Below are 16,231 nucleotides of genomic sequence, written 5' to 3' on the forward strand. Positions count from 1 at the left end.
CCCCAGCGGATTGCAGCGGCATGCCGCCGCGCCAGCCGCCCGCTTACCAGGTCAGCACAGCCCCCAGGGCCAAGGTATCGGTGTCCTCGTTTTGCGCATTGCCGTCATGGCCATCGATGTCGAACTGGTTGTATTCGGCGACCAGTTTCAAGTTGGCATTGATCTCGCGAAACAGGGCAATGCCGCGGGTTTCATAGTCGGCGCCAGTGTTCACTGCACCGTTGCCGTCATCCTTGGTCTTGCCATACGACAGCGCCAGGCGGTTTTTGCCGAAGGTGTACGAGCCCTGCACCAGATAACCCTGGCTGTCGACCTCACGCAGGGTCGCCTCGCCAGCATTGTTGGTGAAGAACGGGTTGATGCCCTTGGCGCTGAAGCCCGAGCCTGTCAGCGAGAACGCACCCATCTTGGCTTGTACGCCGTAGCCAAGACCTTTGGAGGTCACCGAGTCAACGTTGCTGTCGGTGTTGTCGGAGGTCTGGTAACTGCCGTTGAGCCAGCTGTAGATCTTCGCGCCGCCCAGATCGAACTGGTAGGTGATCTCGCTCTCGGTGCGCGGATTCTCCTGATAGGCCTTGCCGACCGCGCTGTCGTCGTTGGTGTCGACCGGGTCCATTATCCCCACGGCCACGCGCAGGCCGTCCATTACCGGTGTGCGGTAGGTGATCTGCGAGGTCGGGAAAGGATAGGGATAGCCGCTGCCGATGTTGCCGAACGAGACCCCGCCGCCGTCAACCAGGCCAAGTGTGTCGCTGACCTGGCCGTAGCCAGTGAGCAGTTCATCGAGGAGGATGTTGGAGCGGGCAAACAAACCGAAGTCTTTGCCGATCAACACCTCGCCCCACTCCGGGTTGGCCACCGTGCCGTAGAACTGGCGGACATCGATGGCGGTGTCGGTGCCGTTGGTTTCACTGTCGTTGATGCTGACCCAGAACGAGGCACGCCCACCCAGCTTGAGATCGTCGATCTGGCGCGTCATGTTGAAACCAAGGGTATTGGGCAGAAAGCCCATTTTCACCCGTGACTGGCGCCGATCATATTGCTCGCCGGCGCGGTCGATATCGCTGTTGACGTAGAAGGCGTTGATGTAGCCGTCGGTGGAAAAGGTGGTCTGGTCCTTGTCGTAGAGCATGATCTCGGCCCCCGCCAACGGGGCCAAAGCCAGGCTGGCAAGGCCGCCAAGCAGCGGCAGGATACGGCGGTGGGAGTTGTTATTGTTGTTGTGCATGACGCGCTCCGCAATCGGTTGGACAGGTGTCCAGGCGATTATCGAAAGCGCACGCACGCGGCCCTACGCTGCCTTGGCGGCGATTGGCCAGTTCCTTGGCCGGTGCCGGGCGGCTTGCGCCTGCAAGCACTACGACCCGCTCCTTGGGGCGCACTCGGCTAAAGTGGCAGTAACTCATTCGCAAGGCGGGGTGCACAAAGCGGGTACATGGCACATTCATGCAGTCAGCTGCTGCAGATATGTCGATTGTGCAGGACATATTTGCATGGCAGGATCTTTTGATCCTCCAGTGCACTCCAGACTTCACTTGGAAAATCAATAACAAAGCAGGGAGATCGCGATGACCGCGCACGCTCGAATTTCATCCACCGATCATGTGCTGGCTGAAGTCCGCAATCAGATTGGCCACCTCACCTTGAATCGCCCGGCCGGGCTCAACGCGCTGACCCTGGACATGGTGCGCAGCCTGCAGCAGGCGCTCGACGCCTGGGCAGTCGACCCGCAGGTGCAGGCTGTGGTCCTGCGCGGTGAAGGGCCAAAAGGCTTCTGCGCCGGCGGTGATATCCGCTCGCTGTACGACAGCTTCAAGGCCGGCAGCAGCCTGCATGAAGAGTTCTTCGTCGAGGAGTACGCCCTCGACCTGCGCATCCATCACTACCCCAAACCGACCCTGGTGTTGATGGACGGCTTCACGCTGGGCGGCGGCATGGGCCTGGCCCAAGGCGCCGACCTGCGCGTGGTTACCGAGCGCAGCCGGCTGGGCATGCCGGAAACCGCCATCGGTTACTTCCCGGACGTCGGCGGCAGCTACTTCCTGTCCCGCGTGCCGGGCGAACTGGGCACCTACCTGGGCGTCAGCGGCTGCCAGATCCAGGCGGCCGATGCCTTGTATTGCGGCCTGGCCAACTGGTACCTGAGCAGCGACAAGCTTGCTCAGCTCGATCAGGCCCTGGACCAGCTCAGTTTCGGTCAGCATCCGCTCAAGGACCTGCAGGGCGCGCTGGCCCGCCTCGGCACCCAGGTACTGGCCGACGCGCCGCTGGCCAAGCTGCGCCCGGTGATCGACCACTACTTCGCCCAGGCCGACCTTGCCAGCATCATCGAACAACTGCGCACGGTGCGGATCGGCGACAGCCAGGCCTGGGCGCTGGCCACCGCCGACCTGCTGCAAAGCCGCTCGCCGCTGGCCATGGCCGTGACCCTGGAGATGCTCAGGCGCGGGCGCAAACTCGGCCTGGAGGCGTGCTTTGCCATGGAGCTGCACCTGGACCGGCAGTGGTTCGCCCATGGCGACATCATCGAGGGCGTGCGCGCCCTGATCATCGACAAGGACAAGCAGCCACGCTGGAACCCGCCGACCCTGGCAGAGCTGGCGCAGGCGCGGGTCGACCAATTCTTCGAAGGGCTGTGAGCCTGGGAGTACGCAGATGCAAGACCTGGAACTGAACGAAGAACAGATCATGATCCGCGACATGGCGCGCGATTTTGCCCGCGGCGAAATCGCCCCGCATGCCCAGGCCTGGGAAAAAGCCGCCTGGATCGACGACGGGGTGGTACGCAAGATGGGTGAGCTGGGCTTGCTTGGCATGGTCGTGCCGGAGCAGTTTGGCGGCAGTTTCACCGACTACGTGGCCTATGCCCTGGCGGTCGAGGAAATCTCGGCTGGCGACGGCGCGACCGGCGCCTTGATGAGTATTCACAACTCGGTAGGCTGCGGCCCGCTGCTGGCCTACGGTACGCCTGAGCAACAGCAGGCCTGGCTACCTCGGCTGGCCAGTGGCGAGGTCATCGGCTGTTTCTGCCTGACCGAACCTCAGGCCGGCTCAGAGGCGCACAACCTGCGCACCCGCGCCGAGCAAGTGGACGGTGAGTGGGTGCTCAACGGCGCCAAGCAGTTCGTCAGCAACGCCCGTCGCGCCGGGTTGGCGATCGTTTTTGCGGTGACCGATCCGGAGCTCGGCAAAAAAGGCCTGTCGGCGTTTCTGGTGCCGACCGACAATCCTGGTTTCAAGGTTGATCGCAGCGAGCACAAGATGGGTATCCGTGCTTCGGACACCTGCGCCGTGAGCCTGGACAACTGCCGCATCCCGGCCGCCAATATGCTCGGTGAGCGCGGCAAGGGCCTGGCCATTGCCCTGTCCAACCTCGAAGGCGGCCGCATCGGCATCGCCGCCCAGGCGCTGGGGATTGCCCGCGCCGCGTTCGAGGCCGCGCTGGTCTACTCGCGAGATCGCATCCAGTTCGGCAAGCCGATCAACGAGCACCAGAGCATCGCCAACCTGCTGGCCGACATGCAGGTCCAGGTCAACGCCACGCGCTTGTTGATCCTGCACGCCGCGCGTTTGCGCAGTGCGGGCAAGCCATGCCTTTCGGAGGCGTCACAGGCCAAGCTGTTCGCGTCGGAGATGGCCGAACGGGTGTGCTCGATGGCGATTCAGGTGCATGGCGGCTACGGCTACCTGGAAGACTATCCGGTGGAGCGCTATTACCGTGACGCACGCATCACGCAGATCTATGAAGGCTCCAGCGAGATTCAGCGGATGCTGATCGCGCGCGAGCTCAAGCACTATCCGCTGTAGCCCCGGCCCTCCTCCCGGACCTGCCTGAATGCAGGCCGCGACAGACCTCCACAGGCGCCGATTGAGGCGCCTGTTTTGTTAATAGCGAAATTTCCTACGCATCTATCAGACCACGTCTGATACAGCGTGCTGTTTCCTTGCCGACATGTCAGGTGTCTGGGCCTGAGCACTTTTTCTCACCCCGGATATCGAGTGGCGCCGCTTATTCAGGGGGCGTTGAAAGCACTAGGAGGAAAGTACATGTATCGGCTAAAGATCGCTGCAGTGATCCTGACAGTAGTAGCGCCCATGGCGAATGCCTGGAGCAACACCGTCGTGAGTGTGACGGTGAAGAATGAGACAACTTCCATTGCCACGTTTACCTACCAATATGCGTTTGGTTCCCTCGACCCTGCTCCGGGACCTATCAGCGAAAAATCTTCAACTCAATTCAAATTGAACAGTGCGTCCTCTTCTGCCTCTGGCCTGCGTTTTACCTATAAATCAGGTCGCAAAGAGTGCAAATTCGAAACATCTCACGTCTCATTACCTCTGGTGAAATGGGACAAAAAGGCAACGTCTGTCGGATCAACCCGGGCCACGTGCGAGGCCAAGACAACCCGCATCAACAGTTCGCCGCCCTATGACTACAGCGTGACTTTCACGATCAAATAGTCGCTCATCAATGCGGGAGGAGTGCACGCCTGTGCAACCCTCCCGGTCAAGGGACTCTACGCATGATAGACACGACATTAAAGGGCGTGCCTCGCCCTGTTTTGGCAACGGCGACATCGCGATCCGCGCCGGTGACTGCCAACGTTGCCAGCAAGCCGGAAGCCGGTAGTGAAGTACAACTGTCTGCTGAAGGCATGGCGCTCAGCGCCAAGGCCACACTCACGCAAAAACAACTGGAAGAAAAATTTCAGCGCGTCTATGGCCCAGACAGTTTCATATTCAAGGTCAACGCCGAGATAAAGCGTTTGGGTAATGCGTCTGTGGCACTAAATGAGATTCCTGCAGAGGCTTCACCCGAACGGCTCAAGCAGAGTCAACAGGCCGCGAAGTACATCGCGGGGGTGGTACGGGGGCAGCGTGACACTGCCAACCCCTTTGCTCATCTCTCGCGCGAAGAGGTTGTCGTCATCCTCGAAGACGAAAGTGGCGCCTATACCAGCGTAGAGCGGTACGCCGCCTGGGAAGCTCGACAGGACATGGACAATGCATGGGTCCAGCAAAACGCACTGTTGCGCGACCACGAGTCTGACGGGCGTCTGGATGTACGTAGAACGCTTGAATTCATAGACAACCTGGGCGAACTCGAACTGATGCGCTACCCGCCAGGGCACCGGGACTCGATCGAAGGACTGCTCAAGCAGTCCCAAACCCCTGGTGGCGACTTCGAACAGCCAAAGATCCCTTCGCTGGTAGACATCCTGAGACAAATGGACGAGTCGCAGAAGGCGCAAGAACCGTCCATTCAGCCACCCGACTGAGCGCTGATGCCCCAGGCCGCCCTGCGGCCCTGGCTCCCTCCCCGCGGCCTGCGCATCACAGCAGTACAGGTCGCGGTTCACTCGGTGACATGCACACTGTCCAGATACGTACGCACCGCCCACAGCGCCTCCTGGCTGAGAAAGTCGGCCATCTTCGGCATGTACACCCGCCCGTCGCGCACCGCGCCGTTGCGCACCCGCTCGACAAACCACTCATCACCGACGGCGCCTTCATCGAGCATGCGCAGATCAGGAGCGATGCCACCGGACTTGGCCTCGAGGCCATGGCACGCGGCGCAGTTCTGGTTATAGGCCGAGGCGCCGATCGACAGCGCTTTGTCATGGTCCTTGCTGTTGCGGTAGGGGTTTTCGCTACGCCATTCACTGCCCAAGGGCTCCAGCCCATCGGTATTGACCGCCGATGGCGTTACGTTGCCGTGGGCGAAGCTGCCACCGGCGGCGCACAGGCCAGCCAGCAACAGGGAAAGGTGCCAGGCGCTTTTAGGGGTTGTCATTGTTCTGCCCTCGACTGCTGAAGTTGCACGCTGCGCCTCTCGAACGGAGGCGGCCCGACCATCCTAGAAAGCCAGTGCCAGCGGCCACATGCTGCTTTGGGGGTCGCACCCTTATCCCTTGGTAGTAGCGCTTGCGGCGCAGTGCCAAATCATGTCCGGACTGGGAAGATTTCCCGAGGTGACCGGGACTTTTTCCGTATCTCGATCAGCGGCGGCGTTCCAGGCTAACCAGGCACAACCTCACTGGGAACTCCACCATGACAACAAGAACATCACCCGCCCTGCTTTCGCCTCTTTCTGCCGCCCTGCTCCTGGCCAGCCTGGCCTGCGGCGGCGCTGCCCAGGCCAAGCCGGTTACCTGGGAAGATATCGCCGACGACCACAAGACCACCGGTAACGTGCTGCAATACGGCATGGGCACCAACGCCCAGCGCTGGAGCCCACTGGCGCTGGTCAATGACCAGAACGTATTCAAACTGACCCCGGCCTGGTCGTTTTCTTTCGGTGACGAAAAGCAACGCGGCCAGGAATCCCAGGCCATCATCAATGACGGCGTGATCTACGTCACCGGCTCCTACTCGCGGGTATTTGCCCTCGACGCCAAGACCGGCAAGCGCCTGTGGACCTACAACCACCGCCTGCCGGACGACATTCGCCCCTGCTGTGACGTGGTCAACCGCGGCGCGGCCATCTACGGCGACAAGATCTTCTTCGGCACCCTCGATGCACGGGTGGTGGCGCTGAACAAGGACACCGGCAAGGTGGTCTGGAACAAGAAGTTCGGCGACCACAGCGCCGGCTACACCATGACCGGCGCGCCAACCCTGATCAAAGACCAGAAGAGCGGCAAGGTACTGCTGATTCACGGCAGCTCGGGCGATGAGTTCGGCGTGGTGGGTCAGCTGTATGCACGTGACCCGGACACCGGCGAAGAAGTCTGGATGCGACCGTTTGTCGAAGGCCACATGGGCCGCCTGAACGGCAAGGACAGCACCCCGACCGGCGACGTCAAAGCGCCGTCCTGGCCGGATGATCCAAGCTCGCCAACCGGCAAGGTCGAGGCCTGGAGCCACGGCGGCGGCGCTCCTTGGCAGAGCGCCAGCTTCGATGCCGAAACCAATACCATCATTGTTGGCGCCGGCAACCCTGGCCCGTGGAACACCTGGGCGCGCACCTCCAAGGACGGCAACCCGCACGACTACGACAGCCTGTACACCTCCGGCCAGGTCGGCGTCGACCCCACCACCGGTGAGGTCAAGTGGTTCTACCAGCACACGCCGAACGATGCCTGGGACTTCTCCGGCAACAACGAACTGGTTCTGTTCGATTACAAGGACAAGGACGGCAAGCAGTTCAAAGCCACCGCGCATGCTGACCGCAACGGCTTCTTCTACGTAGTCGACCGCACCAACGGCAAGTTGAAGAACGCCTTCCCGTTCGCCGACAACATCACCTGGGCCAGCCACATCGACCTCAAGACTGGGCGCCCGGTTGAAAACGAAGGGCAGCGTCCGGCCAAGCCTGAACCAGGCCAGACCAAGGGCAAGCCAGTCGAAGTTTCGCCGCCGTTCCTCGGTGGCAAGAACTGGAACCCGATGGCCTACAGCCAGGACACCGGGCTGTTCTACGTGCCGGCCAACCAGTGGAAAGAGGAATACTGGACCGAAGAGGTCAACTACAAGAAGGGCTCGGCGTACCTGGGCATGGGCTTCCGCATCAAACGCATGTATGACGACCACGTCGGCACCCTGCGCGCGATGGACCCAACCACCGGCAAGATGGTCTGGGAGCACAAGGAGCGCCTGCCGCTCTGGGCTGGCGTGCTGGCAACCAAAGGCAACCTGGTGTTCACCGGTACCGGCGACGGTTACTTCAAGGCGTTCAACGCCAAGACCGGCGAGGAGCTGTGGAAATTCCAGACCGGCAGCGGCATCGTCTCGCCGCCGATCACCTGGGACCAGGACGGTGAGCAGTACATCGGCGTAACCGTCGGCTACGGTGGCGCGGTACCGCTGTGGGGTGGCGACATGGCCGAGCTGACCAAACCTGTGGCACAGGGCGGCTCGTTCTGGGTGTTCAAGATCCCGGCCTGGGACAACAAGACAGCCCAGCGCTGAGTTGCCTGGCTGCGGCCCCACCAGCGCCTCGTACGCTGGTTGTGGCTGCGGCCAAGCGCCGTGAACGAGGGCCTTGCCCTCCTCTGAGGAGCCACCATGAACTACTTTCCCTTCGCGTTGATTCTGGCGCTCAGCCCGGTTGTTGCCGATGAACTGGGCGATGCCCCACTGACCATCAATGGCTGCGTGATCGCCGCCGAAAGCAAGTGCGCCAACGCCAACCTGCGCGGCGCCGACCTGAGCAATCAGGACCTGCGCAAGATCGACCTGTCTGGCGCCGACCTGCGCGAGGCCAACCTGCGCCATGCCCGGCTGGATCTGGCCAACCTGGAAAAAGCCGACCTGCGCGGCGCCAACCTGACCCGTGCCAGCCTGCAGCAAAGCAACCTGCGCCTGGCGCAACTGCAGAACGCAACACTGGTCGCGGTACAGGCCTGGGGCATGTACGGGCAAGGCGCCAATTTTGAGAATGCCGATTTGTCAGCGGCCTATCTGGAGTTCGCACGCCTGTCCGGGGCCAAACTGCACGGCGCCAAGCTGCAGGCGGCTGACCTTGAGATGACCTGGCTGAGCAAAGCCGACTTGAAGGGCGCAAGCCTGGCCGATGCCAACCTGCAGGAAGCCAAGCTTGGCGAAAGCAATCTGGAAAATGCTGATTTGCGCGGCACCCGTCAGCACTATGCGAATTTCCAGGACAGCAACATGGAAGGCTGCCAAGGCTGCCCGCAGACCTGGAAGTAAACCGGCCTGCTCAGGCGACCGCTTTGAGCAACCCTGCCTGCAGCGCCAGGTGGACCAGCTCCGCTTGGCTGCTGACGCGCAACTTGCTCTTGAGCAGGGTCAGGTGATTGGACACGGTCTTGCTGCTGATACACAGCTGGCTGGCAATGCTGCGCAACGCCGTGCCCTTGGCCAGCAGCAGGAAAATCTCGGCCTCGCGCGGCGTCAGGCCATGCAGACAGTCGGTCTCAGCCTGCGCGGGCTGACAGGCCAACGCGGTCGCCAAGCCCTGCTCGATATAGGCATGTCCGCTAAGGGCCTTGCGCACCGCCTCGACCAGTACCTCAGGGGTGACCTGCTTGGACAGAAAGCCGCAAGCCCCAGCCGCCAATGCCTGGCGCACCAGGCTCAGTTGCGCATGTTCACTGAGGAACAGCACGCGTAGCTGTGGCAAACGCTGGCGCAGACGGCGGGTGGTTTCCAGGCCACTGATGCCCGGCAGGTCGAAATCCATGATCACCAGCCCCGGCACCTGCGCCTGCACCATGGCCAGCGCCTGCTCGCCATCGCTGGCCTGCAGCAAGGGCATCTGCGGCAACGCCTGGGCCAGGGTCGCGGTAATGCCGGCGCGCAGCAACGGGTGGTCGTCTACCAGCAAAATGGCCATGCCTTGTGCCTCCTGTACAGTGCAGGCCTCCATGCTAGAAGCCCTGCCGCTGCCCAGACCTACTACTTTGGTACTGCTTCGCATGGCGATGGTCGCATTCACAAAGCCTTGCTACCGGCTCTTAATAGCGGCATAACGAGGGCTGCTGCCAAGCGAACTGCCCCTGCGTGCGAGCACACATACAACAATAAGGTGCACAGCCATGTACAAGATTCTCATCGCCGACGATCACCCGTTGTTCCGCGAGGCCATGCACAACGTGATTGCCGATGGATTTCCAGGCAGCGAGGTAATGGAAACCGCCGACCTCAACAGCGCTTTGGCGATGACCTGCGAAAACGACGACCTCGACCTGATCCTGCTCGACCTGAACATGCCCGGCATGCACGGTCTGGGCGGTTTGATGAACCTGCGCAACGAGGCACCGACCATTCCGGTGGTAATCGTCTCGGCCGAGCAGGACAAGCAGGTGGTGCTCCAGGCCATTACCTATGGCGCGGTCGGCTTCATCACCAAGTCCTCGCCGCGGGCGCAGATGACCGACGCCATCGAGCAGATTCTCAACGGCAATGTCTACTTGCCACCGGACATCATCCGCACGCAGAAGCCCGGCACCCGCCGCGCGGTCAGCGAAGCGCAGAGCTTCGCCCCGGAGCTGCTGCAGGCGCTGACCCGCAAGCAACTGCTGGTACTTGAGCGGATGACCAAGGGCGAATCGAACAAGCAGATTGCCTACCACCTGGACATTGCCGAGACCACGGTCAAGGCTCACGTGTCGGCGATCCTGCGCAAGCTGAATGTGCACAACCGGGTGCAGGCGATCCTCAGCGCCGGCGATATCGACTTCACCGCCTACCTGCGGCGCTGAAATAAAAAAGCGCATTCAGCCATTGAATGCGCCGTTGCAGGTGCAGTAAGCTCGGACTCAATCACTGGAGTGCAACATGACCCACAGCCACCACCACACTGCCACCTGCACCGCACGCACTGCGCGCCGGCTGCTGGCTGTCGTGCCTGGTTCGGTCGTCTCCACCGTTTATTTTGGGTATTGGTTTAGCCACTAGGCGCCGCTGATACCCAACGGCGCCCACTCTTCGAGGGGCCGCCGAACATGAGAATACTCAACCCCCGGTCGGCTTCCCGACCGGGGGTTTTGCGTTTCCAGGCCTTTGAAAAACACCAAACATATCGAGGATTTCAACATGAACTACCGCACTTCCTACCGCGCAGCCACCTATACCTGGCGATTTAGCCAATCCCGTTCGGGCCAGCCTGCCGCCTCCGTTCGGTCGATTTCCGGTGGCGATGCCGCACAAGAACCGCATTTGACGATTTGTCGAACACCTCGATAGGGCCGACCACGCGGGCCTGAACCCGCTGTCCGCCCAGGGAAACAGAACTATGCAAGCCGCTACCCTCGCCCTGCCCCTGACCCAACCTGTTGCTGCCAACTCCGCTGTCAGCCAGCGCCTGCCCAGCCCGCACCTGCTCAAGCAGCAAATGCCACTCACGCCTGAACTTGCCCAGCAAGTGGAGCAGCACCGCCAGGCCGTCCGCGCCATTCTCGAAGGCCGCGACTCGCGCCTGCTGGTGATTGTTGGCCCGTGCTCGATTCATGACCCACGCTCAGCGCTGGAATACGCCGACCGCCTCGCTGCACTCAGCCGCAAGGTCGACGACAAGCTGCTGCTGGTGATGCGCGCCTATGTCGAAAAGCCGCGTACTACAGTCGGCTGGAAGGGCCTGGCCTACGACCCGCATCTGGACGGCAGCGACGACATGCACGCCGGTATCGCCCTGTCCCGTGGCTTGATGCTGAGCATGCTTGAACGCGGCTTGCCGATCGCCACCGAATTGCTCCAGCCGATGGCTGCCGGCTACTTCGATGACCTGCTCAGTTGGGCAGCGATTGGTGCACGCACCACCGAGTCGCAGATTCACCGCGAGATGGTCAGCGGTCTGCGGCTGCCGGTGGGGTTCAAGAACGGCACCGACGGCGGTATCACGGTTGCGACCGATGCCATGCGCAGCGCCGCCCATCCGCATCGGCACTTTGGCATGGACGCTCAGGGTCATCCGGCGATCATCGATACGCTGGGCAACGCAGACACCCACCTGGTCCTGCGCGGCGGCCATGATGGGCCTAACTACGATGCGCAGAGCATCGCTCGTGCGCGTCAGAGCCTGGCCAAGGCGGGGCTCGCTGCGCGCATCGTGGTCGACTGCAGCCATGCCAACAGCGGCAAGGACCCAGCTCGGCAGCCAGCCGTGTTCGACGATGTGCTGGCGCAGCGGCTGGCGGGGGATCAATCAGTGGTCGGCATGATGCTTGAGGGGCATCTGTACGATGGCTGCCAGGCCCTGGGTAAAGGCGACCTCGCCTATGGGGTATCGATCACCGACGGATGCCTTGGCTGGGAGACCAGCGAGCGACTGTTGCAACGCTGCGCCATGCGCCTGCGTCAGTAGTACCCGGCGCAGACACGGCGCGCAGCAGCGGCAGTTGCGGCGCCCTGCAAACGGTGTTGGCTGCCAGCGACAGCAACCATGGCAGACAACCGCGTGTGGTTTGCGCTAGGCTTGCGGACTCATTCAAAAGGAGCATTTCCCATGGCCAAAGCCACCGCCCGCCACATCCTGGTCAGCAGCGAAGACAAGTGCAACGAGCTCAAAGCTCAGATCCAGGGCGGCGCTGATTTCGCTGAAGTCGCCAAGGCCAACTCCAGCTGCCCATCCAGCCGCCAAGGCGGTGATCTGGGTTCGTTTGGCCCAGGCCAGATGGTCAAGGAGTTCGACACCGTGGTCTTCAGCGCGCCGCTGAATGAAGTTCAAGGTCCGGTCAAGACCCAGTTCGGCTACCACCTGCTGGAAGTGACCAGCCGTCAGGACTGATCCAGTCTTGCCTGCCCGTCTCTGCAGTTTCGCTGCGGCGCCGGGCCTGGCTCGCGATGGCGACCGACCTGGCGCATGCCGGGGAGGCGCTATCGCGCGTATTGGGCGCTTTTGTCGTCCGGTGACAATGCTACTTACCGGTTGCCTTGTCACCTTCGCCCAGGCGGAGCCCAGGCACGCCCTTACGGTCTATGACGAAGCACCACGCTACCCCGACACCTTCCAGCATTTCGACTACGTCAACCCTGACGCCCCCAAAGGCGGCAGCCTGCGCCGCTCGGCGATGGAGATTGGCCAGTTCGACCATGTCCTGCCCTATATCGACCAAGGCACCGGCGTCAGCGAAGTCGACGGTTGGCTGTATGCGCCACTGGCAGTACGTTCGTTCGACGAGCCCTACACGGTCTACGGCCTGATTGCTCGGCGTATGGAACGCGGGCCGGACGACGCCTGGTTGCGCTTCGAGATCGATCCCCGCGCGACGTTCGCCGACGGCAAACCCGTCCGCGCAGAAGACGTGCACTTTACCTATGAGCTGTTGTTGAGCAAAGGCAGCCTGAAGTTTCGCACGCAGTTTGCCGAGGTTGCGGCGGTTGTCATAGAGGGCCCGCGGACTGTCCGCTTCGACTTCAAACAACCCCATGGGCGCACCTTGGCGCTGGACCTGGCCACGTTGCCGGTACTGCCGGAGCACGACTGGCAGCAGCGCGACTTCGCCACGGGTGCCGGCTTCGGCAAACCGCTGGGCAGCGGCCCGTACCGCATCGGCAAGATCGACAATGGCCGCAGCATCACCTTCGAGCGCGACCCGAACTGGTGGGCGAAGGACCTGCCGGTCAACCGTGGCCGCTACAATTTCGAACGCATGCGCATCGAGTTCTTTGGCGATACCGAGGTCGCCCGGCAGGTGCTGCGTGGTGGCGGTTTTGACTATAACCGCGAGTTCTCGGCCACCGCCTACACCCTCGGTTACAACGGCGCGCAGCTGGACGACGGTCGTTTGCAGCGCGCGCACCTGGGCCCAGCCAAGCCGCAGGTGGCCCAAGGTTTTGTATTCAACCTCGACCAGTCGATGTTCAAGGATCGCCGTACACGCCAGGCGCTGGCCATGCTCTGGGATTTCGAGTGGAGCAACCGGCAGATGATGCGCGGCATGTACATCCGCCAGCAGAGCATCTTCGCCAACACGCCGCTGGCTGCCCGGGAGTTGCCGGATGCGCAAGAGTTGGAGTTGCTTGAGCCGCTACGCGGTCGCGTGCCGGACGAGGTCTTTACGCAGGTGTTCACCGCGCCGGTGACCGATGCTTCAGGGATCATCCGCCAGCAACAACTTCAGGCACTGGCACTGCTACAAGCTGCCGGCTGGCGGCCGCTTGGTGACCGCCTGGTCAACGCCGAGGGCCAGCCGTTCGAGTTCACCTTTCTCAACGGCCAGGCAGGGCTTGAGCGCATGCTGCTGCCGTGGAAGCGCAACCTGGCGCAAATCGGCGTCACCTTGAACATTCGCAACGTCGACGCGGCGCAATACGTCAACCGGCTGATGGCGCGCGACTACGACATGATCGTCACCGGCTATCCGGTGACCCTCTCGCCCGGCAGCGAACTGTTCAACTACTTCGGCTCGGCGGCCGCCAACGACCCAGGTTCGAACAACCTGATGGTGCTCAAGGACCCCGCCGTGGATAGCCTGCTGGCTGGGCTGGTGCAGGCCGACAGCCAGGTCAGCATGCGCCGTTACGCGCATGCACTGGACCGGGTGATGCAATGGAATTACTACTGGATCCCCAACTACTACCCGCCCGGCAGCTCCACGGTATGGTGGAACCGCTTTGGCCGGCCCAAGGTCCAGGCCGCCTATGATGAAGGCCTGGATACCTGGTGGGAGATCAGCCCGACCGCACTGACCAATGAGCAGATGGCCGAACGGCTGAAGGCTTCGCCATGACCGCTTATATCCTGCGCCGCTTGATGCTGATCATCCCAACCCTGCTGGCCATTCTGCTGGTCAACTTCGCCATCGTTCAGGCCGCGCCTGGCGGGCCGGTCGAACAGGCGGTAGCGCGCTTGCAGGGTATCGGCGGTGGCAGTACGCCAGGCGCCGGCAGCGAAGTGGTTCATGCACAGTCCCGGGCCACCCGTGGCCTGGATCCGAAACTGATCGAGGAGATCAAGCGCCAGTACGGCTTCGACAAGACTGCCCCCGAGCGGCTTTGGCTGATGCTGGGTCAGTACGCCCGGCTGGATTTTGGCAACAGTTTCTTTCGCGGGGCAAAGGTTACCGATCTGATCGTGGAGAAGCTGCCGGTGACCTTGTCGCTGGGCTTCTGGGCGACCTTGATCACTTACCTGGTGTCGATCCCCCTGGGCATCCGCAAGGCCGTGCGCCACGGTAGCCGCTTCGATGCCTGGAGCAGCGCGCTGATCGTGATCGGCTACGCCCTGCCCTCATTCTTGTTCGCCTTGCTGTTGATCGTGTTGTTTGCCGGTGGCACCTCGTTGAACTGGTTCCCGGTGCGCGGGCTGGTTTCCGAGGACTTCGATCAGTTGAGTGTGCTGGGCAAGGTCGCCGACTACTTCTGGCATCTGGTATTGCCTGTAGGCGCCTTGGTGATCGGCGGTTTCGCCACGCTTACCCTGCTGACCAAGAATGCGTTTCTCGAAGAAATCTCTCGTCAATACGTGGTGACTGCTCGCGCCAAAGGCCTGAGCGAGCGGCGGGTGCTCTACGGGCATGTGCTGCGCAATGCCATGCTGCTGGTAGTGGCTGGCATACCCCAGGCGCTGATCACGGTGTTTTTCGCCGGATCCCTGCTGATCGAAGTGATCTTCTCGCTCGATGGCCTGGGCCGCATGAGTTATGAAGCAGCGGTCTCGCGGGATTATCCGGTGGTGTTCGGCACGCTGTTCATCTTCACCCTGGCCGGGCTGCTGATTCGCCTGATCGGAGACCTCTGCTACACCGTACTGGACCCGCGGATCGACTTCGACGGGAGGGCGCACTGATGCTCTCGCCCGTCACCCTGCGCCGCCTGCAACGCTTTCGCCGCAACCGCCGCGGCTGGCTTGCCCTGTGGCTGTTTGCCGGCCTGCTGGTGCTGACCCTGGGCGCCGAGCTGGTCGCCAACGACAAGCCGCTGCTGCTCGGCTACAAGGGCGAGTTGTATGTACCGGCCCTCAAGCGCTACACCGAGCAGCAGTTTGGCGGTCAGTTACCGTTCCAGCCAGACTATCGCAGCCAATATGTGCGTCAGCTGATCGAGGATCAGGGCGGCTGGATGCTGTTTGCGCCGATCCCGTTCAGTGCCGACACCCCCAACTACGATCTGCAGGTACCCACCCCCAGCCCACCCTCCGCGAGCAATTGGCTGGGTACCGATGATCAAGGCCGGGACGTGCTCGCGCGGGTGCTGTACGGCACTCGCGTGTCACTGCTGTTCGCGTTCGCCTTGACCGCCATCAGCGTGCTGATTGGCGTATCTGCCGGCGCTTTGCAGGGCTATTACGGCGGCTGGGTCGATTTGCTTGGCCAGCGCCTGCTGGAAGTCTGGTCCGGCCTGCCGGTGCTGTACCTGTTGATCATTCTCAGCGGTTTCGTCGAACCGGATTTCTGGTGGTTGCTGGGGATCATGGCGCTGTTTTCCTGGCTGGCGCTGGTCGACGTGGTGCGTGCCGAGTTTCTCCGCGGGCGCAACCTTGAATACGTCAAGGCGGCACGTGCGCTCGGCCTGACGGACATGCAGGTGATGCTGCGCCATGTTCTGCCCAATGCCATGAATGCGACCCTGACCTACGTCCCGTTCATGCTCACCGGGGCGATCACCACCCTGACGGCACTGGACTTCCTCGGTTTCGGCATGCCTGCCGGCAGCGCGTCGCTGGGTGAACTGGTGACCCAGGGCAAGCAGCATCTGCAAGCGCCATGGTTGGGCTTTACCGCATTTTTTGCCTTGGCATTGATCCTGTCGTTGCTGGTATTCATCGGCGATGCGCTGCGCGAGGCATTTGACCCGCGTGCTTAAGCCCGGCACAACTGTCCGCGCC

15 protein-coding genes are annotated in these 16,231 nt (G+C 62.2%); 12 read left to right on the plus strand and 3 right to left on the minus strand.

The window, feature by feature from the left end; genetic code table 11:
• Window positions 1–43: 43 nt before the first annotated feature.
• Window positions 44–1,228 carry a porin gene (locus ACIOAU_RS05425; protein WP_401180538.1) on the minus strand — a complete coding sequence of 395 codons (1,185 nt, stop codon included), beginning with the start codon at window positions 1,226–1,228 and terminating at the stop codon, window positions 44–46.
• Between the two features lie 340 nt (window positions 1,229–1,568).
• Between ACIOAU_RS05425 and ACIOAU_RS05430 the strand changes: the two genes are divergently transcribed.
• The 4 genes from ACIOAU_RS05430 (at window position 1,569) to ACIOAU_RS05445 (ending at window position 5,279) form a co-directional block, all read left to right on the plus strand.
• The gene (locus ACIOAU_RS05430) at window positions 1,569–2,639 is read left to right on the plus strand and encodes an enoyl-CoA hydratase/isomerase family protein (protein ID WP_101319128.1); all 1,071 of its coding nucleotides are present in this window, start codon (window positions 1,569–1,571) and stop codon (window positions 2,637–2,639) included.
• Between the two features lie 16 nt (window positions 2,640–2,655).
• Window positions 2,656–3,807 (plus strand): acyl-CoA dehydrogenase family protein, encoded by a 1,152-nt coding sequence (locus tag ACIOAU_RS05435; protein ID WP_103437224.1) that lies wholly within the window; start codon window positions 2,656–2,658, stop codon window positions 3,805–3,807.
• A gap of 192 nt (window positions 3,808–3,999) precedes the next feature.
• On the plus strand, window positions 4,000–4,461 hold the full coding sequence (locus ACIOAU_RS05440) for a hypothetical protein (RefSeq protein ID WP_188035863.1): 462 nt from the start codon (window positions 4,000–4,002) through the stop codon (window positions 4,459–4,461).
• 62 nt (window positions 4,462–4,523) lie between these two features.
• The gene (locus ACIOAU_RS05445; protein ID WP_188035862.1) at window positions 4,524–5,279 is read left to right on the plus strand and encodes a hypothetical protein; all 756 of its coding nucleotides are present in this window, start codon (window positions 4,524–4,526) and stop codon (window positions 5,277–5,279) included.
• A gap of 77 nt (window positions 5,280–5,356) precedes the next feature.
• Here ACIOAU_RS05445 and pedF read toward each other — a convergent pair whose 3' ends face one another.
• Entirely contained in the window at window positions 5,357–5,794 is a 438-nt protein-coding gene (gene pedF / locus ACIOAU_RS05450; RefSeq protein WP_101319122.1) for a cytochrome c-550 PedF, read from the minus strand.
• A gap of 257 nt (window positions 5,795–6,051) precedes the next feature.
• Between pedF and exaA the strand changes: the two genes are divergently transcribed.
• Both exaA and ACIOAU_RS05460 read left to right on the plus strand, forming a co-directional pair.
• Complete coding sequence (exaA, locus tag ACIOAU_RS05455) at window positions 6,052–7,911, plus strand: quinoprotein ethanol dehydrogenase (RefSeq protein WP_150569346.1); 1,860 nt, start codon at window positions 6,052–6,054, stop codon at window positions 7,909–7,911.
• Window positions 7,912–8,007: 96 nt separating this feature from the next.
• Window positions 8,008–8,652: a pentapeptide repeat-containing protein gene (locus ACIOAU_RS05460; protein ID WP_150569347.1), complete on the plus strand. Its 645-nt coding sequence runs from the start codon at window positions 8,008–8,010 to the stop codon at window positions 8,650–8,652.
• Between the two features lie 10 nt (window positions 8,653–8,662).
• Here ACIOAU_RS05460 and ACIOAU_RS05465 read toward each other — a convergent pair whose 3' ends face one another.
• Window positions 8,663–9,298: a response regulator transcription factor gene (locus tag ACIOAU_RS05465; RefSeq protein ID WP_150569348.1), complete on the minus strand. Its 636-nt coding sequence runs from the start codon at window positions 9,296–9,298 to the stop codon at window positions 8,663–8,665.
• A gap of 202 nt (window positions 9,299–9,500) precedes the next feature.
• Here ACIOAU_RS05465 and ACIOAU_RS05470 point away from each other — a divergent pair, with 202 nt between their 5' ends.
• The 6 genes from ACIOAU_RS05470 (at window position 9,501) to ACIOAU_RS05495 (ending at window position 16,209) form a co-directional block, all read left to right on the plus strand.
• Window positions 9,501–10,166, plus strand: a complete 666-nt coding sequence (locus tag ACIOAU_RS05470; protein WP_401180546.1) for a response regulator — start codon at window positions 9,501–9,503, stop codon at window positions 10,164–10,166.
• A gap of 533 nt (window positions 10,167–10,699) precedes the next feature.
• A complete protein-coding gene (locus ACIOAU_RS05475) occupies window positions 10,700–11,767 on the plus strand; it encodes a 3-deoxy-7-phosphoheptulonate synthase (protein WP_150569349.1) in 1,068 nt (355 codons plus the stop codon).
• A gap of 141 nt (window positions 11,768–11,908) precedes the next feature.
• Window positions 11,909–12,190, plus strand: a complete 282-nt coding sequence (locus ACIOAU_RS05480; RefSeq protein ID WP_101319110.1) for a peptidylprolyl isomerase — start codon at window positions 11,909–11,911, stop codon at window positions 12,188–12,190.
• A gap of 127 nt (window positions 12,191–12,317) precedes the next feature.
• Window positions 12,318–14,135 (plus strand): extracellular solute-binding protein, encoded by a 1,818-nt coding sequence (locus tag ACIOAU_RS05485; protein WP_401180550.1) that lies wholly within the window; start codon window positions 12,318–12,320, stop codon window positions 14,133–14,135.
• On the plus strand, window positions 14,132–15,193 hold the full coding sequence (locus ACIOAU_RS05490; protein WP_150569351.1) for a microcin C ABC transporter permease YejB: 1,062 nt from the start codon (window positions 14,132–14,134) through the stop codon (window positions 15,191–15,193). Before ACIOAU_RS05485 ends, ACIOAU_RS05490 begins: the two co-directional genes overlap by 4 nt.
• The gene (locus ACIOAU_RS05495) at window positions 15,193–16,209 is read left to right on the plus strand and encodes an ABC transporter permease (RefSeq protein WP_101319104.1); all 1,017 of its coding nucleotides are present in this window, start codon (window positions 15,193–15,195) and stop codon (window positions 16,207–16,209) included. The genes ACIOAU_RS05490 and ACIOAU_RS05495 overlap by 1 nt, the downstream gene beginning before the upstream one ends.
• Window positions 16,210–16,231: the final 22 nt, after the last annotated feature.

The organism is Pseudomonas sp. NPDC088322, assembly GCF_044740745.1.
GTDB classification, from domain to species: Bacteria; Pseudomonadota; Gammaproteobacteria; order Pseudomonadales; family Pseudomonadaceae; genus Aquipseudomonas; species Aquipseudomonas shirazensis.